Annotated in this window: 21 protein-coding genes; 8 read left to right on the forward strand and 13 right to left on the reverse strand. The window is 53.2% G+C overall.

What is annotated here, in order from left to right; genetic code table 11:
* Nucleotides 1–45: 45 nt before the first annotated feature.
* From QWY27_RS06735 to QWY27_RS06760, 6 genes are all read right to left on the reverse strand, one after another.
* Complete coding sequence (locus QWY27_RS06735; RefSeq protein WP_290196011.1) at nucleotides 46–468, reverse strand: rubrerythrin family protein; 423 nt, start codon at nucleotides 466–468, stop codon at nucleotides 46–48.
* 214 nt (nucleotides 469–682) lie between these two features.
* Entirely contained in the window at nucleotides 683–1,882 is a 1,200-nt protein-coding gene (locus QWY27_RS06740) for a M20 aminoacylase family protein (RefSeq protein ID WP_290196013.1), read from the reverse strand.
* A 16-nt stretch (nucleotides 1,883–1,898) separates the two neighbouring features.
* Nucleotides 1,899–2,831: a 3,5-dioxohexanoate:acetyl-CoA acetone transferase gene (gene kce, locus QWY27_RS06745; RefSeq protein WP_290196015.1), complete on the reverse strand. Its 933-nt coding sequence runs from the start codon at nucleotides 2,829–2,831 to the stop codon at nucleotides 1,899–1,901.
* Nucleotides 2,832–2,894: 63 nt separating this feature from the next.
* Nucleotides 2,895–3,818, reverse strand: a complete 924-nt coding sequence (locus QWY27_RS06750; protein ID WP_290196017.1) for a 3-hydroxyacyl-CoA dehydrogenase — start codon at nucleotides 3,816–3,818, stop codon at nucleotides 2,895–2,897.
* A gap of 83 nt (nucleotides 3,819–3,901) precedes the next feature.
* A complete protein-coding gene (locus tag QWY27_RS06755; protein ID WP_290196018.1) occupies nucleotides 3,902–4,687 on the reverse strand; it encodes a heme ABC transporter ATP-binding protein in 786 nt (261 codons plus the stop codon).
* A gap of 26 nt (nucleotides 4,688–4,713) precedes the next feature.
* The gene (locus QWY27_RS06760; RefSeq protein WP_290196020.1) at nucleotides 4,714–5,310 is read right to left on the reverse strand and encodes a glutathione S-transferase C-terminal domain-containing protein; all 597 of its coding nucleotides are present in this window, start codon (nucleotides 5,308–5,310) and stop codon (nucleotides 4,714–4,716) included.
* A gap of 195 nt (nucleotides 5,311–5,505) precedes the next feature.
* Between QWY27_RS06760 and QWY27_RS06765 the strand changes: the two genes are divergently transcribed.
* Nucleotides 5,506–6,660, forward strand: coding sequence for an alpha-hydroxy acid oxidase (locus tag QWY27_RS06765; protein ID WP_290196021.1), 1,155 nt, complete (start codon nucleotides 5,506–5,508; stop codon nucleotides 6,658–6,660).
* A gap of 32 nt (nucleotides 6,661–6,692) precedes the next feature.
* Here the strand turns inward: QWY27_RS06765 and QWY27_RS06770 are convergent, their stop codons facing one another.
* On the reverse strand, nucleotides 6,693–7,679 hold the full coding sequence (locus QWY27_RS06770; protein ID WP_290196023.1) for an NADPH:quinone reductase: 987 nt from the start codon (nucleotides 7,677–7,679) through the stop codon (nucleotides 6,693–6,695).
* Between the two features lie 34 nt (nucleotides 7,680–7,713).
* Nucleotides 7,714–8,082 carry a hypothetical protein gene (locus QWY27_RS06775; RefSeq protein ID WP_290196025.1) on the reverse strand — a complete coding sequence of 123 codons (369 nt, stop codon included), beginning with the start codon at nucleotides 8,080–8,082 and terminating at the stop codon, nucleotides 7,714–7,716.
* 203 nt (nucleotides 8,083–8,285) lie between these two features.
* Between QWY27_RS06775 and QWY27_RS06780 the strand changes: the two genes are divergently transcribed.
* Nucleotides 8,286–9,095, forward strand: coding sequence for a cation efflux transmembrane domain-containing protein (locus QWY27_RS06780; protein WP_290196027.1), 810 nt, complete (start codon nucleotides 8,286–8,288; stop codon nucleotides 9,093–9,095).
* Nucleotides 9,096–9,111: 16 nt separating this feature from the next.
* Here the strand turns inward: QWY27_RS06780 and QWY27_RS06785 are convergent, their stop codons facing one another.
* The 5 genes from QWY27_RS06785 to QWY27_RS06805 form a co-directional block, all read right to left on the reverse strand.
* On the reverse strand, nucleotides 9,112–9,909 hold the full coding sequence (locus QWY27_RS06785; RefSeq protein ID WP_290196029.1) for an enoyl-CoA hydratase-related protein: 798 nt from the start codon (nucleotides 9,907–9,909) through the stop codon (nucleotides 9,112–9,114).
* A 2-nt stretch (nucleotides 9,910–9,911) separates the two neighbouring features.
* Nucleotides 9,912–11,828, reverse strand: a complete 1,917-nt coding sequence (locus QWY27_RS06790; RefSeq protein ID WP_290196030.1) for a TRAP transporter large permease — start codon at nucleotides 11,826–11,828, stop codon at nucleotides 9,912–9,914.
* A complete protein-coding gene (locus QWY27_RS06795) occupies nucleotides 11,825–12,448 on the reverse strand; it encodes a TRAP transporter small permease subunit (protein ID WP_290196032.1) in 624 nt (207 codons plus the stop codon). Before QWY27_RS06795 ends, QWY27_RS06790 begins: the two co-directional genes overlap by 4 nt.
* A gap of 93 nt (nucleotides 12,449–12,541) precedes the next feature.
* On the reverse strand, nucleotides 12,542–13,660 hold the full coding sequence (locus tag QWY27_RS06800; RefSeq protein ID WP_290196034.1) for a TRAP transporter substrate-binding protein: 1,119 nt from the start codon (nucleotides 13,658–13,660) through the stop codon (nucleotides 12,542–12,544).
* Nucleotides 13,661–13,834: 174 nt separating this feature from the next.
* Nucleotides 13,835–14,761, reverse strand: a complete 927-nt coding sequence (locus tag QWY27_RS06805) for a polyprenyl synthetase family protein (protein WP_290196230.1) — start codon at nucleotides 14,759–14,761, stop codon at nucleotides 13,835–13,837.
* Between the two features lie 138 nt (nucleotides 14,762–14,899).
* Between QWY27_RS06805 and rplU the strand changes: the two genes are divergently transcribed.
* From rplU to QWY27_RS06835, 6 genes are all read left to right on the forward strand, one after another.
* On the forward strand, nucleotides 14,900–15,211 hold the full coding sequence (rplU, locus tag QWY27_RS06810; protein ID WP_290196036.1) for a 50S ribosomal protein L21: 312 nt from the start codon (nucleotides 14,900–14,902) through the stop codon (nucleotides 15,209–15,211).
* 56 nt (nucleotides 15,212–15,267) lie between these two features.
* On the forward strand, nucleotides 15,268–15,528 hold the full coding sequence (rpmA, locus tag QWY27_RS06815) for a 50S ribosomal protein L27 (protein ID WP_290196038.1): 261 nt from the start codon (nucleotides 15,268–15,270) through the stop codon (nucleotides 15,526–15,528).
* 69 nt (nucleotides 15,529–15,597) lie between these two features.
* A complete protein-coding gene (obgE, locus tag QWY27_RS06820) occupies nucleotides 15,598–16,722 on the forward strand; it encodes a GTPase ObgE (protein WP_290196040.1) in 1,125 nt (374 codons plus the stop codon).
* Nucleotides 16,723–16,747: 25 nt separating this feature from the next.
* Entirely contained in the window at nucleotides 16,748–17,884 is a 1,137-nt protein-coding gene (gene proB / locus QWY27_RS06825) for a glutamate 5-kinase (RefSeq protein WP_290196041.1), read from the forward strand.
* 195 nt (nucleotides 17,885–18,079) lie between these two features.
* Nucleotides 18,080–19,993 carry a phosphomethylpyrimidine synthase ThiC gene (thiC, locus tag QWY27_RS06830; RefSeq protein ID WP_290196043.1) on the forward strand — a complete coding sequence of 638 codons (1,914 nt, stop codon included), beginning with the start codon at nucleotides 18,080–18,082 and terminating at the stop codon, nucleotides 19,991–19,993.
* Between the two features lie 48 nt (nucleotides 19,994–20,041).
* On the forward strand, nucleotides 20,042–21,136 hold the full coding sequence (locus QWY27_RS06835) for an acyltransferase family protein (protein ID WP_290196045.1): 1,095 nt from the start codon (nucleotides 20,042–20,044) through the stop codon (nucleotides 21,134–21,136).
* Nucleotides 21,137–21,152 lie beyond the last annotated feature (16 nt).

Raw genomic sequence — 21,152 nt, forward strand, 5'->3', positions numbered from 1 at the left:
GGCGGCGTCATACTGACGCCCACCCTCCGGACATCTCAAAGATGCTTAGTCAACTAAGGCATCCAGAGCTTTCTGATAGCGATTGGCATGTGAGCGCTCGGCTTTTGCCAAAGTCTCGAACCAGTCGGCGATCTCGTCAAAGCCTTCGTCGCGAGCGATCTTGGCCATGCCGGGATACATATCGGTGTACTCGTGTGTTTCGCCATGAACAGCAGCTTTCAGGTTGTCACGGCTGGAACCGATTGGCAAACCTGTTGCTGGATCACCAGCTGCCTCGAGGAACTCGAGGTGGCCGTGTGCGTGGCCGGTCTCGCCTTCGGCGGTTGAACGGAACAACGCAGCAACGTCGTTTTGGCCTTCGATGTCAGCCTTGTTTGCGAAGTACAAGTAGCGGCGGTTAGCCTGTGATTCGCCTGCGAATGCGTCCTTCAGGCACTGTTCGGTCTTTGAACCTTTTAGCTGGGCCATATAGCCTCCTGACAAATGTAGATGAGAAGAAGAAGTGGAGTTTTGATCACTCGAGCCGAAGAAAAACGACTCAATCTCAACTCTTGTGCTAGTTTAAGCCTCTGATGGCTATCAAGGAAATTAAATTTATCTAACTTTTAGATAGTTTTTACCTAACAGCGAGACATAGGGTGTGCGCGGGGTCAAACCTGCCTTGAGCGCACCCCTTGTCAACTTATTTGGCCGTATCGGCCATCCAGCGCTCGGTCAGGCGCACAAAGTAGCTCGCACCGACCGGAATAATGGCATCGTTAAAGTCATACGAGGTGTTATGGACCACACAAGCTCCTTCGCCATGCCCTTCCAGACGGTGATGACCATCCCCGTTACCTATAAATGCGTAACATCCGGGCTTAGCCATCAACATATGCGCGAAATCTTCTGCCGCCATCACACCCGGAAACTGATCATTGACCATTTCCGGACCGACGATCTCTCTCATGACCTGTGCCGCAAATTGCGCTTCTTTTGCATGATTGACGACTGGCGGCGAAGCCCGTCTAAAGAAAATTTCCGCTTCGCACTCATGCGCCAAAGCGATCTGATTTGCGAGTGTGCGCAAACGCTCCTCCAGTCGATCCAGCGCTGAAACAGAGAAAGTACGGATCGTGCCCCCTACGGCTGCAACATCCGGGATGACGTTGGGAGCGACCGAACCTTCAAGTTGCGTCACAGCCAATAAAGCACGCTCCGTGCTTGGAATCACCTTGGCGACCAAGCCTTGAAGCGCCTGGGCAAACTCCAGGGCGGGTGCAACAGGGTCCGTACCCGTGTGGGGCAAAGACGCATGCGTACCCTGCCCCTTCATCGTCACTTTGAAAGTATTACTCGACGCCATAAATGGACCATTATTCAACGCAAAGCCGCCCACGTTGCCGATAGAAAAGTTGTGCAGACCAAACACCGCCTCACAAGGGAAGCGTTCGAACAAACCGTCTTCGATCATTTTCTTGGCGCCCGCTTTACCCATTTCCTCGGCAGGCTGAAACACAAAATTCACCGTACCTTTGAAGTTGCGCGTCTGAGACAAGTGCCATGCCGCCGCAAGCAGCATCGTGGTGTGACCATCGTGACCACAAGCGTGCATCTTTCCATCATGAGTGGACTTGTGTTCGAACTCATTAATCTCCTGCAAAGGCAGGGCATCAAGATCGGCACGCAAGCTCAGCGTGCGACCACCCTCGCCGACTTTGAGCACACCCACCACACCCGTGCCTGCGATCCCGCGGTGCACTTCGATACCCCACTCTTTTAGCAGCGTTGCAACAATTTCAGAGGTCCGATGTTCGTCGAAACCTAGCTCAGGGTGAGCATGGATATCTCGACGAATTTTGACAAAGCGGCTGTAATCAGCAAATGCATCAACGAGTTTCATATTCAGTCTGTTTCCATTAAAAGTTAACGTTATTGCCGCCCTTAAGGCCCAAAATTTCTCGCGCCTCATCCGGGGTTGCGACCTCACAGTTCAATGCTTCGAGAACGGTACGCATGCGTGTCACTTGCTCAGCGTTGGAAGCCGCCATCTTGCCTGGACCGATCCACAGAGAATCCTCGAGCCCGACGCGCACATGCGAGCCCATCGCGGCACCCATCGTGGCAAGCGGGATCTGATTACGTCCCGCCCCCAGGATCGACCATTGATACTGGTCACCAAACAGACGGTCTGCCGTACGACGCATATGCATCAAATCCTCGGGATGTGGACCAATCCCGCCAAGAATACCAAAGACAGACTGGATAAAGATCGGTCCTTTCACCAAGCCTTTTTCTGCGAAATGCGAGAGGTTGTACAAATGGCTGATGTCGTAACACTCAAACTCAAATCGGGTACCGTTTTCTGAACCACGTCGCAAAATTGTTTCAATGTCTTTATAGGTGTTTTTAAAGACAAGGTCTCGACTGTTTTCAAGATGTTGCCGCTCCCACTCGTGCTTGAATTCTTTAAAACGATCCAGCATGGGAAACAACCCGAAATTCATCGAACCCATATTGAGTGACGCGACCTCGGGCTGGAACGTCATTGCAGGCCGCATGCGTTCTTCAACTGTCATGTGGGGGCTTCCCCCGGTCGTGATGTTAATCACGGCATTGGTCGCGGCTTTGATTTCTTTTAAAAAGGGCCGGAAAAACTCAGGATCCTGCGTGGGTTTGCCGTCCTTGGGGTCACGCGCATGCAAGTGCAAAATCGCCGCACCTGCACGCGCTGCATCGATCGCGGACTTGGCGATTTCTTCCGCGGTGACGGGGAGATGCTTAGACATGCTCGGGGTGTGAATCGCGCCTGTCGCCGCGCAAGTGATGATGACTTTTCGTGCTTTGGCCATTCTGATTCCGCCTTTAAATTTTTGATCAATCTGATTGGTCGTGTTGATGATTGGACTCAGTGTTTACTCAGATAACTTTTTGTGAGCAGCCAAGTCCATCAGCCTGCGGTCGCGCCACAACCTTCTCTCAAGCAATTGATCTTTTGGTAACTGCGCGCGCCGTTGAGCTTCAAGCTTTTCAATCACAGCTTCAGACCAAGGCTCTGTCGATGTCTGTTCCATGGCAATGGCTTGATACATTTCATTGAAACGCCTGGCGTAATCTGCCAAACCCTCAGGAGCATTCAGATCAATGGTTTCAAAGGGTCCCATAAAAGACCACCGTAAGCCCAGCCCCTCTCTGACAGTCACATCCAGTCCTTCGGCATCAACGTAGCCTTGCTCGACCAATCTGAAAGCTTCGCGCAACAAGGCGCCTTGTAAACGATTCAGCACAAAACCCTTAAGCTCACGATGAATCTTGACTGGCTTTTGCCCAACACCTTGCATCACATCCCAAGTGCGTTGCACTACCTGTGAATCTGTCCAGGGCGCGCCGCATATTTCAACGACAGGCACAAGATACGGCGGATTGACTGGATGGGCAATCAGACAGCGCGCGCGACCGGGCAGTGACTCTGTAAAAGCCGACGCAGGGATACTTGAGGTCGAACTCGCAAGTATTGTCGAAGGCGGAGCCAAGGCATCCATCTTCGCAAAGATTTCCTTTTTCATCTCAAGGCGCTCTGGCAAACTTTCTTGCACATAGTCGGCGCCGGCCATCACCTCTTCGAGCGTCACACATCCGCTGATGCGCGATAACAAGGCGACAGGATCGTCAATAAGGCACGCAGCCTGCAAGTCTGCGACTTGTTTTTCTATCAGCGCGCAAGCGCGTCCCACAGCGCTTGGATCTCCATCCCACATTTTTACGTTGTGTCCACCGCGCGCAAAGACAATAGCCCAAGCCTGCCCTACCAATCCCGAGCCCACAATTGCGATCTTCATATGCCCCTCTTCACCATATTCTTGTTTGTTTTGCTATCACGCCGTATCAAGTCAGTTTTCAGGCCTCGATCACAATAATACGGTTATGACAGCACCAGCAAGCGATTTGCATCCTCAGGGTGCGCAATGACAGACCAATCGACGCCGAAGGCGTGCTTAAGTGACGCTTGTGTAAGGACGTGACCGGGCAGGCCGGTTGCAATCACTTGCCCTTCACGCATCAAAACAAGTTTGTCACAAAAACGCGCCGCCACATTGAGATCGTGCATCACAATCAATGCGCCCCATTGCTCGCTTTGAACAAGCTGAGTCAAGACCTGCATAAACTGTAGTTGATGTTTGGGATCAAGGCTGGCCAAAGGCTCGTCCAATAGCAAATATGCCGCATCGCGATGCTGCCTAATCGCCAAGCCCTGAGCAAGAGCTCGGGCGAGCTGCACCCGTTGCTGCTCTCCGCCAGATAGCGCTGTATAGAGCTTTTTTTCCAACGGCAACAACTCTGTCAGCGTGAGCGCACGACGGACCCACTCATCACTCTGCTCCGGTCTTGCGTCAGGATATGGATAAGTACCCATCCTGACGACTTCGTCCACACACAAATCAAAGCTCAGACTGGGCTGTTGCGTCACGACGGCACGTCGCTGCGCTTGCTCTAATTCAGTCAGTCGCTCGAGACGCGTCGAACCCAATACCAACTCGCCGGTTTTGTAAGCGAGCTCTCCAGCCATCGCAGCCATCAATGTCGACTTTCCCGCACCATTGGGTCCCAGCACACCAACGATTTCACCCGCATCGAGAGTCAGGGACACATCACGCAGGACAGTGCGTCGATTTCTCTCAAGCGTGAGATGAGCGAGCTTAAACGTCATGGGTGTCGCATTGCGACCCTGAAACATTAAGCAGTCGGCACAGTTTTGGCGATGGGTGGCAAGCTTTCAATGCTCGCATACCAAGCTGCCAGCTTTGGGTGGCCAGGGCGCCATGGTTCGTGCGCAAAGCGGAAATCCAAATAACCCAACGCGCACGCGACAGCGATATCGCCAATTGTCTTGAGTGGTCCGAGCGTGGCGGCTTCTTTTTCCAGGACATCTACCGCACGCGCAACTTTGCCTCGTTGCAAATCGATATACCCGACACGTCCCTCGTCTTGTGGCAAAGCCAACTCACGGCGACGTGGCTGACTTGCATCCAAAATACCATCGCCAATTGCCTGGAGTCGCAAGGCTGTCCAGCGCGCGGGACCTGCAGCGGGAAATAACGGTTGAGCGGTTCCAATACTGTCAAGAAACTCGCAAATCACTGGACTATCAAACAGCGCAACGCCCTCATCGGTAATGAGCGTGGGGACTTTGCCAAGCGGATTCGAATTCGACAGAACCGGATCGGTCGTGGCAATCGTCCACTTTTCAAGTTGGTTGTCGATTCCACGCGCAATGGCACAAGCCATAACTTTGCGAACATAAGGACTGGCAGCAGAGGCGGTAATTTTCATAAAAGCATCCGATTAAAGAGTGTCTAAGCAAGCGCGATCTATTTGTACTACAAAAGTCCAGCCCAAGACCTTGTTGCTTTGCAGCAATTATCGTGCGTCCATCAATCATCACCTCAAAGCAGGAGGTCTGTAGTAAATTTTGCTACGTCCGCAATCTCAGCAAGCTCCATCGCCTCGCAAATCAACGGAACTCCCATGCCAAAGCCGATCAATCTCCACGATTACAGAGCACTTGCCCAACGCAGACTCCCTAAAATTGCATTCGATTTTATCGACGGCGGTGCCGACGACGAGCGCGGCATGCTTCGCAACCGCGAAGCATTTTCTCAGTATCAACTTCTTCCCCGATACTTAATCGACATCACAAATCGAGATCAATCAGTCGAACTCTTTGGTCGAAAATATGCCAGCCCGATCGGCATCTCTCCTACCGGAATGGCTGGCTTGTTTCGAACCGGTGCGGACGCGATGCTTGCAGCAGCCGCAAAAAAAGCGAATGTGCCTTTTCTACTTTCAAGCGCCAGCAATCTCAGCATCGAAGACGCGGCAAAAATCGCCCCTGACAATGTATGGTTTCAAATGTACGCTACGAGCGATCCTCGCATCAACCACGATCTCGTTAAAAGGGCTCGCGATGCCAACGTTGGCGTACTCGTCATCACGGTTGATGTACCGGTGAACTCCAACCGTGAGCGCAATCGTCGCAATGGTTTTACACGCCCATTCAGAATGACGCCTGCCATCATGCTGGATGCGTTGACCAAACCGGGATGGGTGATTGAGTATTTGAAAGCGGGCGGCATGCCGATGATGAGCAACTGGCAGCCTTATGCCAAACCCGGCGCATCTGCCGATGAAGTTGCGGACATGTACGGGACACTGACTCCCGCGGCAATGACAGACTGGGATACTGTTGCCTCAATCAGGCAGCAATGGTCGGGGCCTTTGGTGATTAAAGGACTGCTCCACCCGGAAGATGCGGCACAAGCCGTCGCGATCGGAGCGCAAGGTATCATTGTCTCGAATCACGGCGCACGGCAACTAGACTCCGCACCCTCACCTCTCACCATGCTTGCCGAGATAAAAGCGGCAGTCGGTGAGCAGGTAAGCTTGATGGTTGATAGTGGCGTTCGACGCGGCTCGGATGTAGTGATTGCGAAATGCCTGGGCGCTAAAAGCTGCTTCTTTGGCCGTCCGACACTCTATGCTGTTTCGGCGCTGGGACAAGAAGGCGCAGACCAGGTTTTAGCCATCATGCACAAAGAAATCGATATGATCCTGACGCAGATTGGCTGTGGTCAATTCGACAAACTGGATAGTCGATTTCTCGTGCAACGCCCTGGCCGCTGAGACGGTGGCTGACTGGTGTTTTAAACGTTGAATTAAACACTCAATAAATCAATGACGACGTTGCCCAACACCTTGCCCTGCTCAACAGCCTCATGTGCGGCAACAATGTCCGACAGAGCGAAACGCGCACCGATCGCATGCTTGAGTTTGCCAGAAGCCAGGATTTCGCTTAATCCTTTGAGCGCGACTTCACGCTCTGCGGGAGTCAGGTCGTAAATCAAGAAAAACTGCAGACTTAAACTTGTCGTCAAACAAAGTCGAAAAGGAATCAGCGGCGGTTCGACGCGATTCGAGCCAAAACACGCCACGGTCCCGTGTGGAGCGAGTGCACCATCACGCACCAAATCCGTTGTCGTGGAAAAATCCATGTCGATAATCGCATCGGCACCACGACCACCGGTAAGCTCTTTGACGCGTTGGGCTACTGCTTCGGTTTTATAGTTGATTGTTTCTTTGACGCCTGCTGCACGCGCATGGGCCGCCTTGGCCTCGGAACTGACCGTGCCAATTACGCGGGCACCTTTTAAGACAGCCATTTGAGCGGCGTAATGACCAACCGCTGAGGCTGCGCCGATCACTAGAACCGTTTTACCGGCTATATCTCCACAGCGTCTGACAGCCTCAAAAGCTGTCAGGCCGGGAATACCCATGCAGGCAGCGCCATCAAAATCGACATGGTCAGGCAGAACAACCGCTTGGGCCTGGGGCAGGGCAACATACTGAGCGGCTGTGCCGAAAGGTCGCTGATACTGCGCATTCCAAAGCCAGACTCGCTCACCAACACGATCTTTTGAAACACCGGGTCCGACCTGATCGATCACACCACCCGCATCGCTATGGGGCACGATACGCGGATCGTTGATCGGCCGATTGCGACGCGACTTGACGTCTGAGGGGTTCACGCCAGAAGAGTGGATCTTGACGCGCACCTCACCGGGCCCCGCCTCGGGGGTAGGCAATTCGCCTACAAATAAAACATCCCGTGCCTCGCCATTTTTCTCATACCAAGCTGCTTGCATTGCCTCTTCCTGTTTTTTATAGCTTTATATTGTTTTAGTTCACACAGGTCTGTTGATATTGAACCAGTCGACCATACTGATCATAAACAGGCACCTGTGCGATACGGCAAGGCACCGGAAGCGAATAAAACTGCCCATACGGCGGCACGACTGCTGGAGGGTAAACGTTCACGACCTGAGGATAAACGGGTGGCGGGGCGTATCGGTTGTATTGACTACCGACACCGATCACGACGCCCACTGCGGCACCTAATGCCGCCGCATTCCAAGCATTAAAGTTATTTTGCTTATAGCCATGATAGTGTCCATGGCGGTACTTGTTTGGCCCTGCGTGTGCAGGCGCGAACGCCGAAACAGTCAGTGCGGCGGCAGCAATCGCCAGTGTGATGGACTTCTTCATCATCGACTCCTTGGAGGGTTCCAATCAGATCAAAACGATTTCCGCAAGACTTGCAGACTATCGTTAACACTTAGTTTACGACCAATCATGAACAATTTAGAGCGAATCTGGTCAAAAATTTTCAAGGCAAGTGTTTATTTAAAGGTATTTAGACGCACTGACATTAGGAATATGATGGGTTGGCAAACTTTTGACGAGAATAAACTATGATTCCGACCGACGCGTCCACAGAAAGTTCCACTGTTTTTCATATTCCTGGTATGGACTGTCCATCGGAGGAGCAGCTCATTCGCATGGCCCTTGCCTCCCTGGAAATCAATGCGCTTTTTTTCGATCTGAATCAAAAAAAACTCACCGTTCGTCATCGTATCCGTCCTGAGGATATTCTGAGCAAATTACAGCCTTTGGGGCTCGGTGCGGTGATGAGCTCCAGCGAACAAGTCCCCGTCAGTGCTGAAAGCCCTGCGGACGAAGCCTCACAAACACGCGTGCTGATTTGGCTATTGACGCTCAATGGCGCGATGTTCTTTATAGAGGTCACAGCCGGCTGGTTGGCTCATTCTGCAGGTCTGATTGCCGACGGGATCGACATGTTTTCTGACGCGGCGGTCTATGGCGTCTCTCTTTTCGTCGTTGGCAAAGCAGCCGCCTACAAACTCAAGGCAGCCAAACTCGCGGGCTTGATTCAGATCGCGCTGGCAGCAGGAATCTTTGGTCGCGTCGCTTATCAAATATCGAGTGATGTGATGCCCGAAGCCGACTCGATGATAGGCTTTTCATTCCTGGCACTGGTCGTTAACATCGTTTGTCTATATCTGGTTTCCAAACATCGTAATGACGGTGTACACATGCGAGCCAGCTATATTTTTTCTGCCAACGATGTCATCACGAGTCTGGGTGTCATTATCGCGGGATTTCTAGTGGCATGGCTCTCCAGCCCATATCCGGACTGGATCATCGGGATAATCATCGGGTTGGTCGTGCTCCTGGGAGGCATACGTATTTTGAGGCTCTAGACGCACACTGTCTGAACTAAGACCTCAGTTCCTCTGGTGCCCATGAAGGCCAGCGTTTTTCAAGAAAAGCCGCGACACCTTCTTGAGCAAGCGCGCCTTCAGTGTTTACTGAAGGCTCCGTACATTCCTTGAGCGCTTCGATCCCCAATTCGCTACCTGCGTGCAAAGCTTGCACAATCTTTCGCGTGGACTGGACCGCGCCCGGCTCCGCGGTGATTAAATGACCCAGGATACTGTTGATACGCGCATCAAGCTCGGAGGCCTCGCAAATTTCATGCACGAGCCCCAGGCGCCACGCCTCTGCCGCGCTGAACGTTTCGCCCGTCATCAACCATCTGCCGGCGGTGCGCACACCGATCGCTCGGCTGAGATACGGTGCGACGAGTCTGGGCGTCAGACCCAAACTCGTTTCTGACTGAGTGAACTCTGCATCATGGCTGGCAACAACAATGTCGGCAGCCGCCACCAACCCGATACCCGAACCAATACAATGCCCGTTGACACGGGCGATAACAGGCACGGAAGACGCATCAATCGCCTTGAGCATTTTAGTGAGCAACGCCTCGGGTGCATCGGCCGGACTCCCCCCCTGCTTCCAGCAGCGCTGATACCATGACAAGTCAGTGCCAGAACAAAATGAGTCGCCTCGTGACGCCAGAACGATCGCGCTCACCTTTTCGTTCTGATTCGCCTCCAGGAGCGCTTGCGTCAACTCCCGGACCATCTCTTCATTTAGTGCGTGATGTACTTCCGGACGATTCAACCAGATCACGGCGACACGTGCGCCGTAAATTACCTCAATGAGCTGTGACATATTTATTTGTATAGAACCTCAGGTAACCAGAGTCCGATAGCGGGAAATGTATAAAGCAACACGATCGCAACGATTTGAATTCCCATAAAGGGCAACATGCCCAGAAAGATCTGGTTCAAGCTCACATGGGGCGGCGAAACACCCTTCAAATAGAACGCCGCCATTGCGACTGGAGGAGACAAAAATGCGGTCTGCAGATTCAGGGCGACTAAAAGACCAAAAAACAAAGGATCAATGTTGAACTGAGCCAGCAAAGGCACAAAGATGGGCATGAAAATCACAATGATCTCTGTCCACTCAAGTGGCCATCCCAAAATAAAAATCAATATCTGCGCAAGCAGCATGAACTCCAAAGATGTCAACCCCAGTGACAATACCCAGTCCTCGATGATTTTCTGACCGCCCAGTAACGCAAACGCTGCTGAAAAAATAGACGAACCCACGAACAACCAACACACCATGGCACTCGTCTTCGCTGTCAGGAAAGTGGATTCCTTTAGCACCTCCATGTTCAGCCGCCCGTAAGCCAGGGCGAGCAACGCGCCCCCTAGTGCTCCCATAGCTGCTGCCTCACTGGGCGTGGCGAGTCCAAAACCGATTGAACCCAGAACCGCACCGATCAAAACGGATAACGGAAAGAAAGATCCCATCAGCATTTTGAAGACTTCGAGACGCGCCCAAGTCAGCGTGACGTAAAACACCAGCATGATCAAGGCTGCGATGCCGAGATAAATCCAGAAACCATTCGGAGCGGGCAAGCGCTGCGCCTCCGCACCTTCGCTGGGTGACGACTCCGGAAGCGTCGATAAATTGGACGAAGTAGCAGAAGACGATACTGGCGCATCAGATGAGGGCGGCTCTGCCAAACCGGAAGGGGGCTCTGCCAGTCCGGAGCCCGAGCCGGATTGATTACTGGACAACTGCAATTCGGCAGGTACTTCATACTCCACCTTGGGTTCAGTCGCAACGCGATAAATCACCAGCGACAAAAACAAAGCAACCAATAGCGGCAACATGACCGCCAACGCGTTGCGATTCATGTATTGTCGCGATACCGGTTGCCCCTTTGGTGTCTTGAAAAAATTTGCCAGCAAACCCGTCGCCGCAAGCATGTAGCCTTGGGATTTAATCGCCTCTGAGCCCGGAGGCAAGGGAATCTGACGGTCTTTTTCTGGAAGTGCCGGCGCCATATCCGGCCAAATCTTTGCAACCAGCATCACATAGGCAGCATATAAAACCGCCAATCCGATTCCTGGCAATAAAGCGCCTGCATAGAGTTTGACGACCGAGGTCCCAGTCGTTGCACCGTACACGATCAGCATCACAGACGGCGGAATCAAAATACCTAAACAACCTCCTGCTGTGATCACACCCGCAGTTAAACGGACGCTATAACCCGCCTTTAACATGGCGGGCATCGCCAACAGTCCCATTAACGTGACAACAGCCCCAACGATACCTGTCGCTGTGGCGAAGATTGCACAAGTAATCAAGGTTGCAATCGCCAGTGAACCGGGCAAACGCGCGAGTGCGAGGTGTAGCGCCTTGAAAAGCTTTTCAATCAGGTTTGCACGCTCAACCAAGTAACCCATGAATACAAAAAGAGGGATCGAAATCAGCGCATCATTGGTCATCGTCGCGTAGGTTCGCTGGACCATCAACGTCAAGGTCTGATTAAGCGCTTTACCAGACATATCAGGCGACTGAATGATGTAGGCCAGAAAGGTAAAAATCACCCCCATGCCCATCAGCGTGAAAGCGGTCGGAAATCCAAGCATGATGGCCACCACGATCAGTGCCAGCATAATCAAGCCTACATGACCGGTCTGCAGCGCCCCCCAAGGGGTTAAAAAAACAATCAGCATGACGACGATTGCGATACAACTGAATCCAAACCAGATGGCCTTGGGAAGCTTCATTTGACGTGCTCCTTGCTCACGACATATTGATCAAGAGAGCGAATATCCTCGTCTTTTACGTGGACAAGTTCTTTGAGCTTTTCAACATCCACTTCCTGCACATCGCTCTCGCGCTCAGGCCATTGACCGTCACGCAAGCACAGCACACACCGGGCAATCTCAGCGAAACCCTGAATCAACAAAAAAAATCCCGCCACAGGAATCACCGACTTGAAGGGATAAATTGGTGGTCCGTTCGCCATGAGCGAAGAGTGCTCATTAATGGAAATTGAGGTTTCCGCAAACGTCCAGCCTGCCCATACCAAAGCCACCACGCCGGGCACAAAGAAAAGTATGTACAACACAAGGTCAATCCCAGCCTGCCCCCTAGGCGGCAAGTAGCCGTACAAGATGTCTCCACGCACATGACCATTTTTTGCAAGGGTATAAGCACCCGCCATCATGAACATGGTCCCGTAGTACATGATTTGAAGATCAAAGGCCCAGGAGCTTGGTTGATTAAAAAGATATCTGGCCACAACCTCCCACGAAACGTGCAAAGTTAAGATCACAATCAGCCAAGCAAACGTTTTGCCTACGAAGGTGGAGAGCTGGTCTACACGCCAAAGCCATTTATTCATCAATCAATCCCGATACGTGGCAAGTCCTCGAACCAATGAAAAGGGTGGCATCCAAATGAATACCACCCTGCTTGCCTGTCAACCAACCGCGACCTAGCCTTGCTTCTTCTGAGCGAAGAAATGGTTATATGCCATACGGAAGTTCACGTTGGTGTCGCCTGACCACTTACCCGCACGCTCGGCAAAAGCTTTTTGAGAATCCAGGACTTTTTTGAACAATGGATTTTCAGCCGAACGCTTGGCGATCATTTGGTCCCAAATTTGCAGCTGTCTTTGCAAAATCGCATCCGGGGTCTTGTAGAACTTCACCCCCTTGTCCTTTTGCAAGACTTCATAATCCTTGGAATAACGATCAATCGCCTTCCAGGACATATCCGCACTCGCTGCCTGGGACGCCACGGCCAGCACGCTCTTGAGGTGCTTAGGCAATGAATCGTACTTCGCCTTGTTAAACAAGATTTCAAACTGCTCAGCACTCTGGTGGAAGCTCTGAAGCATGCAAACCTTGGACACATCAGGAAAACCAAGAATCAAATCCGAGGATGCGTTGTTGAATTCAGCGCCATCCAGCAAGCCCCGATCCAAGGCTGGAACAATCTCTCCGCCTGGCAAGGCATTGACCGCCGCACCCATGGCCGTGTACATGTCGATTGCCAGACCAACTGTTCTGAACTTGACGCCTTTGACGTCCTCGACCTTGGAAATCGGCTTTTTGAACCAGCCAAATGGCTGCGTCGGCATCGGACCATACATGAGGGACACTACATTGACACCCATTGCTTTCTGGATTTCGACAAGCAACTCTTTGCCACCGCCATATTCGTGCCAAGACAGCAACATGTTGGCATCCATACCGAATGACGGACCCGAACCCCAGAGCGCAACGGCAGTGTTTTTTCCGTACCAGTAGGCTACAACGCCATGACCGCCGTCCAATGTGCCTGCAGAGACCGCATCCAGCAAATTAAAAGCGGGAACGACCGCACCTGCAGGGAGCACCTCAATCTTGAGTTGCCCTTCGGCCATATCGTTGACTTTTTTTGCGTAATCAAGCGCAAACTCATGAAAGATGTCTTTAGCGGGCCAGGTACTTTGGAAACGCAAGGTAATAGGTGCGTTTTGCGCCTTTGCAACGACTGGCACCCCCAACACCGCAGCCGAACCAACTGCTGCCGTAGAGAAAAACTTTCTTCTTGAAGAATGAATAGACATCCTCAACTCCTTAAAGTCGATAAACGCTGCGCATCATCCCAGCCGACGTTTCAAACTTCTTTTTTAGTTTTAAGTTCTTTTGTCAGTCTTTCAGTCATTAAACGCTGTGTCCCTCACTCGCACAAGCACCAAAGCACTAGTGTTAACCCGAATGATAGATTGGTCGACTAGTACTTAACGGTCGCGCTCAATCGCAAAGGCACAGAAATCGATCAGCGCTTGCCGGGCGGGCGAACTTGGCAAACGTTCAATGGCTTGACGCGCCAGTGCAGCTTCAGCGACTGCGCAACGGCTCGCATGCTCTAGCGCGCCTGTCTCGTGAATCGCGCGAGCCACAGCATCAAAGTCGGCCTCGCCTTTTTCAATTGCTTCCCGAACAAGCTGTTTTTGAACGGGCGTACCGACTTCCAGTACCCGTATCAGGGGCAAAGTCGGCTTGCCCTCGCGCAAATCATCGCCAACATTCTTACCCAAGGCATCCACATCACCGTTATAGTCCAGGACGTCATCCACCAGCTGGAAGGCGGTGCCAATATGCCGGCCATAGGCTGCCGCAGCCGCCTGCTGGTCCGCAGAGGCACCCGCCAGCACTGCGCCGGCCTCAGCCGCTGCCTCGAAAAGTTTGGCGGTTTTAAAACGCACAACCTGCAAATAACGGGCCTCGGAGACGTCCGGATCGTGGACATTGAGCAGCTGTAAGACCTCTCCTTCGGCAATCACGGTGGTGGCCCCGGACATGATCTGCATAATCCGCATGCTGTCAACGTCCACCATCATCTCGAATGCCCTGGAATACAGATAGTCCCCGACAAGAACGCTGGCTGCATTGCCAAACACGGCGTTAGCCGTTCCGCGGCCGCGCCTGAGATCTGACTCATCGACGACATCGTCGTGCAACAGGGTTGCGGTGTGGATAAACTCCACCGCCGCAGCCATTAAATGATGATGACTCCCCCTGTAACCAAGCGCTTGGGCCACAAGCAACAGGAGGACGGGACGCATGCGTTTTCCACCAGCGCTGATGATGTATTCGCCGATCGTTCGGATCAAGACGACATCGGAATTGAGCCGGGACCGGATCACGGCATCAACTATTTCCATGTCTTTTGCCACAGGGGCTAAGAGGTTTGCAAGCTTATCCAAGAGACTTTCTTTTGACTTTCAAGTGGTTAGGCGCTAATATGTCTGGCTCGGCATCTTAGCCGAGATCCCATTTGCACTAAAACAAGAGGTTAACCCATGTACGCGGTCGTAAAAACTGGTGGCAAGCAGTATCGCATTGCTTCTGGTGAAAAACTTAAAATAGAACAGATACCGGCAAACATTGGGCAAGAAATTACGCTAGACCAGGTGTTATCCGTAGGCGAAGGCGACCAATTGAAAATTGGCACCCCGCTTGTGGCAGGCGCAGTGGTTAAAGCAACGGTTCTTGCGCAAGGACGCCACGATAAGGTCAAGATCTTCAAGATGCGTCGTCGCAAGCACTATCAGAAGCGTCAAGGCCACCGTCAAAACTACACCGAGATTCTGATTGGTGAGATCACGGCTTAATTGTCGCGCTCAGCTCACCATATAAACGGAATCACGGAAAGCACCAGGAGTAAAAAATGGCACAGAAAAAAGGCGGGGGCTCTACCCGCAACGGTCGCGACTCAGAATCGAAACGTCTAGGCGTTAAAGCCTACGGCGGCGAGCTGATCCCGGCCGGTTCGATTATCGTGCGTCAGCGCGGTACAACGTTCCACCCCGGTACAAACGTGGGCATTGGCAAAGACCATACGCTCTACGCATTGACCGACGGACACGTTAAGTTCTCTGTTCGCGGCAAGCTCAACAAGTCGACAGTTTCAATCATCTCGGCTGAGTAATTTGCCTGTTATCCCAAAAAGCCCTGTCGCAAGCGGCAGGGCTTTTTATTTTCACGGTACCATTCACTCATGAAATTCGTCGACGAAGCCACTATCGAAGTCATTGCCGGCAAAGGCGGCAACGGCGCACACAGCTTTCGCCGTGAAAAATTCATCCCCAAGGGTGGGCCTGATGGTGGTGATGGCGGACGAGGCGGCAGCGTATTTGCTATCGCCGATCGCAACATCAATACACTGATTGACTTTCGTTATGCGCGCAAGCATGTCGCGCGCAATGGCGAAAATGGTCGCGGATCGGACATGTATGGTGCCGCTGCACCTAACATCACGTTGCGGGTCCCGGTTGGAACGATCATTTATGACGCAGACACCGGTGAAGAACTCTTTGACATGAACCGCCACGACCAACAGGTTATTTTGGCTGCTGGTGGCGAAGGTGGTCTAGGTAACGTGCACTTCAAATCCAGCGTCAACCGGGCACCCAAGCAATGGACGCCTGGCAAAGACGGCGAGCAGCGCAGATTACGCATGGAGCTCAAAGTATTGGCTGATGTCGGTCTTTTGGGGATGCCTAATGCAGGTAAGTCCACCCTCATCAGCCGGATTTCGAATGCCCGTCCAAAGATTGCCGATTACCCCTTCACGACATTGCATCCCAATCTTGGCGTTGTGCGGACCTCTGAGTCACGCAGCTTTGTTGTGGCGGATATCCCTGGTCTCATCGAGGGCGCATCCGAAGGCGCTGGACTCGGTCACTTGTTTCTGCGCCATCTGACCCGCACGCGCATTTTGCTACATATCGTTGATGTCTCCTCTCACGACCCCGATGAGGATTCAGTGGCGCGCGCGGTTGGTGAAGCGCGCGCAATCGTCGAAGAACTTCGTCTCTACGACGAAACCCTCTATAACAAGCCTCGCTGGCTCGTTCTGAACAAGCTCGATGTTGTCCCCCATCCCGAAGATGTCAAAAAACGCTTCTGCAAGGAGTATGGCTGGACTGGGCCTGTTTACGCGATCTCAGCACTTTCAGGCGACGGTACCCAACAGCTGATCTGGGATCTGCAAAACGCGATCGATGCCTACCGTCAAGTAGATAATCTTGCCGAAGATAAAGCCGATGGTACCTATGTCGCCGAAGACCCTCGCTTTGACGAGACACGCAGCGCGGCAGACACCCCACCAACAAAAGACTAACGACGCCTAAACCGTTTCGATTCCCATGACTGCCACTGCTTCGCCCATCTCCGTGATCGCTTCCGCTTCGCGCATCGTCGCGAAAGTCGGCTCCTCGCTAGTCACCAACGACGGACAAGGTCTGGACCGGCAGGCCGTTGCGCACTGGGCGAGCCAAATCGCCGCCCTGCGCGCCCAAGACAAACAGGTTGTACTGGTCTCAAGTGGTGCGATCGCCGAGGGGATGGCGCGCTTGGGCTGGGCGAAACGACCGACCTCCATGCATGAGCTTCAGGCCGCGGCCGCGGTCGGCCAAATGGGGCTGGCACAAGCCTACGAAGTCGCTTTTTCCAAACACAGTCTGCGCACCGCGCAAATTCTCCTGACACATGAGGATCTCGCGGATCGCCAGCGCTACCTGAATGCCCGCTCCACGCTTTTCGCGCTTTTGCGACTCGGTGTGGTGCCCATCGTGAACGAAAATGATACGGTTGCGACCGATGAAATCGCCGTGGGTGACAACGACACGCTTGGTGCACTGGTCACCAACCTGATCGAAGCCGATGCGCTGATCATCCTGACCGATCAACGCGGCCTCTACGAAGCAGACCCCAGAAAAAATCCGAATGCGCGCTTTGTTTCCCACGGTAAAGCCGGCGACCTGGCGCTTGAAGCCATGGCTGGTGGTTCGGGTAGCGGCATAGGCAAAGGCGGCATGCTCACCAAGATTTTGGCGGCCAAACGCGCGGCTCGCAGCGGCGCGCACACCGTGATCGCCTCCGGTCGCGAAGAAAACGTGATGATCCGCCTGGCGAACGGCGAGTGCATCGGTTCAGAATTGCGTGCCGAACTACCCGTATTGTCCGCACGTAAACAGTGGATGGCCGATCATTTGAGATTGCGTGGCAAACTCTCTCTCGATGCCGGGGCTGTCCAAGCACTTCTGGTCGAAGGCAAAAGCCTGCTCCCCGTCGGAGTACGTCGCATCGAAGGTGACTTTGAACCCGGGGATGTTGTGGCTTGCCTGGATCTCGACGGCAAAGAGTGCGCTCGCGGACTGATCAATTACTCGTCCTCCGATGCCCGACGCATCATGGGCCAACCCTCCAGCAAAATCGCCGACATCCTTGGCTCTATGACCGAATCCGAGCTCGTCCATCGAGACAACCTCATCATTCTTTGAGCGTGTTGGGGGCACCCCTGCCAAACCACCCTTTCCTGTCCTATACTTGGCACTTGAATGCGGGGGTACTTGGCAATTCGCCAGGTTGAGAGAGTCCCTTCGTACCAGTACGGATAATGCCGATGCTGGGAGCGCATCCTGGGTTGCTCCGGGATCCATCCCGATTCGGCTCCAATCGATTTTTGGAGCTTTTTCATGAACGCCAATCCTAAATTCCTTGCAGCGACCGCCGAAGTGGATGCCGCTGCTGTCGCCCCCCTGCCAAAATCGCGCAAAGTCTACGAGATCGGTTCGAGACCTGACATTCGCGTACCCTTTCGCGAAATCGAACAAGAAGATACCGCGACTTCCTTTGGTGGCGAAAAAAATCCACCCTTGACGGTTTATGACACAAGCGGTCCCTACACAGACCCCGATGTCAAGATCGACATCCGCCGCGGTTTACCTGAACTGCGTCGCGCGTGGATCGAAGAGCGCGGTGACACTGAGTTACTCAGCGGTCCAAGCAGCACTTACGGTCAAGAGCGTCTGGCGGATCCCAAACTCACTGCCATGCGCTTTGATTTGCGCCGTCACCCCCGACGCGCCAAGGCGGGTGCCAACGTTTCTCAAATGCACTATGCGCGTCGCGGCATCATCACACCGGAGATGGAGTTTGTCGCGATTCGCGAAAACTTGCGGCGCGAACAATACATTGAAAGTCTGCGCGCCACGGGACCAGAGGGCGAAAAAATGGTTAAACGCATGTTGCGACAACATGCAGGCGAATCCTTTGGCGCCTCTATTCCTCATTTGATTACCCCTGAGTTCGTTCGCGATGAAATTGCCCGCGGACGCGCGATTATCCCCGCCAACATCAATCACCCTGAAGTCGAACCCATGGCGATTGGCCGTAATTTCCTGGTCAAAATCAACGCGAATATCGGCAACTCGGCTGTCAGTTCGGGGATTGCCGAAGAAGTTGAAAAAATGACTTGGTCGATCCGTTGGGGCGGGGACACCGTGATGGATTTATCCACTGGCAAGCACATCCACGAAACTCGCGAATGGATTGTCCGCAACTCACCCGTGCCAATCGGTACGGTGCCTATTTACCAGGCGCTGGAAAAAGTCGACGGTAAAGCCGAAGACCTGACTTGGGAGATTTTCCGCGATACGCTCATCGAACAAGCCGAACAAGGTGTGGACTACTTCACCATTCATGCCGGCGTTCGTCTGCCCTTTATTCCCATGACCGCGGACCGCATGACGGGCATCGTCTCGCGCGGCGGCTCAATCATGGCGAAGTGGTGTCTGGCTCACCACAAGGAAAGCTTCCTGTACGAACGTTTCGAAGAAATCTGCGAAATCATGAAGGCCTACGATGTCAGCTTCTCGCTTGGCGATGGCCTGCGTCCCGGCTCGGGCTTCGATGCCAATGACGAAGCACAATTTGCTGAGCTCAAAACACTCGGCGAACTTACCAAAGTCGCCTGGAAGCATGATGTTCAGGTCATGATTGAAGGTCCCGGGCATGTTCCCATGCAGCTCATCAAAGAAAACATGGAGATGCAGCTCAAGCATTGCGATGAAGCGCCCTTCTACACGCTCGGACCGCTGACGACTGATATCGCCCCCGGCTACGACCACATCACTTCCGGGATTGGTGCGGCCCTGATCGGCTGGTACGGCACCGCGATGCTCTGCTATGTCACGCCTAAAGAGCATCTCGGCCTGCCCAACAAGAAAGACGTCAAAGACGGCATCATCACCTATAAGATCGCCGCCCACGCCGCGGATCTTGCCAAAGGCCATCCTGGCGCGGCGATTCGTGACAATGCACTATCCAAAGCACGTTTCGAGTTCCGCTGGGAAGATCAGTTCAATCTCGGCTTGGATCCCGATACAGCTAAAGACTTTCATGACGAGACCTTGCCCAAGGACTCCATGAAAGTGGCACACTTCTGTTCGATGTGCGGCCCGCATTTCTGCAGCATGAAAATCACTCAGGATGTGCGTGACTATGCGCAAAAGTTAGGTGTCGAAAACGATGCCGCACTCAAGGCAGGTATGCAGGAAAAAGCGGTTGAGTTTGTCAAGAAAGGGGCTGAGATTTATCACAAGACCTGATTGTGCAAATCATCGTCCATCCCCGCCAATCTCTGCACACGCGTGCATATGGCTAGCAAGCTTCCCTTTATCGATGCAGTCAAAGGCATCGCCTGCTTAGTCATCGTCGTCCATCACCTCGCGGTATACGGCCCGATGTCGGAAGTCATCGGCGCTGTTTACCCGCAACTCATCGATGCGGTCGTCGTGTATGGTCGTTTGGCTGTTCAACTATTTTTCGTGATCGCAGGGTATTTTGTCGCCTCGCAATTCGCGCCTAATGGCTTAACTACGCCTGTTATACCGGGTCCCCTCGTCTGGAAACGCTACAAGCGTTTAATCACCCCCTTTTTATTCGCAGTCACCCTCGCTGCCCTCATCACCGCGCTGGTAAGACCCTGGTTTCAACACGAGTCTTTATCGGGCGCGCCGACCATCGCGCAACTGATCGCCCATCTGTTTCTTCTCTATGACTTGATTGGTCTTGAGGCTTTGTCCGCAGGTGTTTGGTATGTGGCTGTGGATTTTCAGCTCTTTGCCCTGGTCACAGTACTGATCGCCTTGATTCACATGCTGCCCACGCGTTGGCACATGCTGCTTCCCATCGTGATTGTCGCGCTCACCGCCTGGTCTTTGTGGCATCTCAATCGATACGCGCAATATGAAATCGCAGCGCCATATTTCTTTGGGTATTACGGGCTCGGCATGCTCGCCTACTGGGCGGCGCGCACTCCCGCAAAAGGCTGGTTTGTCGCCCTCATCGCCCTGCTTGGCCTGGTGGCACTGGGGATCGAGTTTCGCAAGTCCGTCGCGACGGCGACATTGAGCGCACTCATCTTGACGATTGCCAGCACGCGCGGCTGGCTGGAACGATGGCCCCAGTCAGCTAGTCTGCACTGGCTGGGCGAGCGTTCCTATTCTATTTTCTTAATCCACTATGGCTTGTGTATCGGCGTCAATGCGATCTGGAGCGTATTGTTTCCAAGCGGGCTCATCATCAATGCCATCGGCATCTTCGTTGCGTTGAGCGTATCGATCGCTGGGGGAGCGTTACTCTACCGTTATGTAGAGTCCCGTCCCGGCGTGTTTGGTATCAACATCACGACTGCCTTGCTGATCTCGGGCGTATTCGCTACGCTGGCGATCGAGTCGTACACGAAATGATGCGCCAGCATCGGAT

The organism is Zwartia vadi, from assembly GCF_030410375.1.
Lineage (GTDB): Bacteria > Pseudomonadota > Gammaproteobacteria > Burkholderiales > Burkholderiaceae_B > Zwartia > Zwartia vadi.

Bases quoted from the DNA above. Each gene is read 5' to 3' on its own strand.
- QWY27_RS06735 (WP_290196011.1), bottom strand. From the start codon at position 468: ATGGCCCAGCTAAAAGGTTCAAAGACCGAACAGTGCCTGAAGGACGCA.
- QWY27_RS06740 (WP_290196013.1), bottom strand. From the start codon at position 1,882: ATGAAACTCGTTGATGCATTTGCTGATTACAGCCGCTTTGTCAAAATT.
- kce (WP_290196015.1), bottom strand. From the start codon at position 2,831: ATGGCCAAAGCACGAAAAGTCATCATCACTTGCGCGGCGACAGGCGCG.
- QWY27_RS06750 (WP_290196017.1), bottom strand. From the start codon at position 3,818: ATGAAGATCGCAATTGTGGGCTCGGGATTGGTAGGGCAGGCTTGGGCT.
- QWY27_RS06755 (WP_290196018.1), bottom strand. From the start codon at position 4,687: ATGACGTTTAAGCTCGCTCATCTCACGCTTGAGAGAAATCGACGCACT.
- QWY27_RS06760 (WP_290196020.1), bottom strand. From the start codon at position 5,310: ATGAAAATTACCGCCTCTGCTGCCAGTCCTTATGTTCGCAAAGTTATG.
- QWY27_RS06765 (WP_290196021.1), top strand. From the start codon at position 5,506: ATGCCAAAGCCGATCAATCTCCACGATTACAGAGCACTTGCCCAACGC.
- QWY27_RS06770 (WP_290196023.1), bottom strand. From the start codon at position 7,679: ATGCAAGCAGCTTGGTATGAGAAAAATGGCGAGGCACGGGATGTTTTA.
- QWY27_RS06775 (WP_290196025.1), bottom strand. From the start codon at position 8,082: ATGATGAAGAAGTCCATCACACTGGCGATTGCTGCCGCCGCACTGACT.
- QWY27_RS06780 (WP_290196027.1), top strand. From the start codon at position 8,286: ATGATTCCGACCGACGCGTCCACAGAAAGTTCCACTGTTTTTCATATT.
- QWY27_RS06785 (WP_290196029.1), bottom strand. From the start codon at position 9,909: ATGTCACAGCTCATTGAGGTAATTTACGGCGCACGTGTCGCCGTGATC.
- QWY27_RS06790 (WP_290196030.1), bottom strand. From the start codon at position 11,828: ATGAAGCTTCCCAAGGCCATCTGGTTTGGATTCAGTTGTATCGCAATC.
- QWY27_RS06795 (WP_290196032.1), bottom strand. From the start codon at position 12,448: ATGAATAAATGGCTTTGGCGTGTAGACCAGCTCTCCACCTTCGTAGGC.
- QWY27_RS06800 (WP_290196034.1), bottom strand. From the start codon at position 13,660: ATGTCTATTCATTCTTCAAGAAGAAAGTTTTTCTCTACGGCAGCAGTT.
- QWY27_RS06805 (WP_290196230.1), bottom strand. From the start codon at position 14,761: ATGGAAATAGTTGATGCCGTGATCCGGTCCCGGCTCAATTCCGATGTC.
- rplU (WP_290196036.1), top strand. From the start codon at position 14,900: ATGTACGCGGTCGTAAAAACTGGTGGCAAGCAGTATCGCATTGCTTCT.
- rpmA (WP_290196038.1), top strand. From the start codon at position 15,268: ATGGCACAGAAAAAAGGCGGGGGCTCTACCCGCAACGGTCGCGACTCA.
- obgE (WP_290196040.1), top strand. From the start codon at position 15,598: ATGAAATTCGTCGACGAAGCCACTATCGAAGTCATTGCCGGCAAAGGC.
- proB (WP_290196041.1), top strand. From the start codon at position 16,748: ATGACTGCCACTGCTTCGCCCATCTCCGTGATCGCTTCCGCTTCGCGC.
- thiC (WP_290196043.1), top strand. From the start codon at position 18,080: ATGAACGCCAATCCTAAATTCCTTGCAGCGACCGCCGAAGTGGATGCC.
- QWY27_RS06835 (WP_290196045.1), top strand. From the start codon at position 20,042: ATGGCTAGCAAGCTTCCCTTTATCGATGCAGTCAAAGGCATCGCCTGC.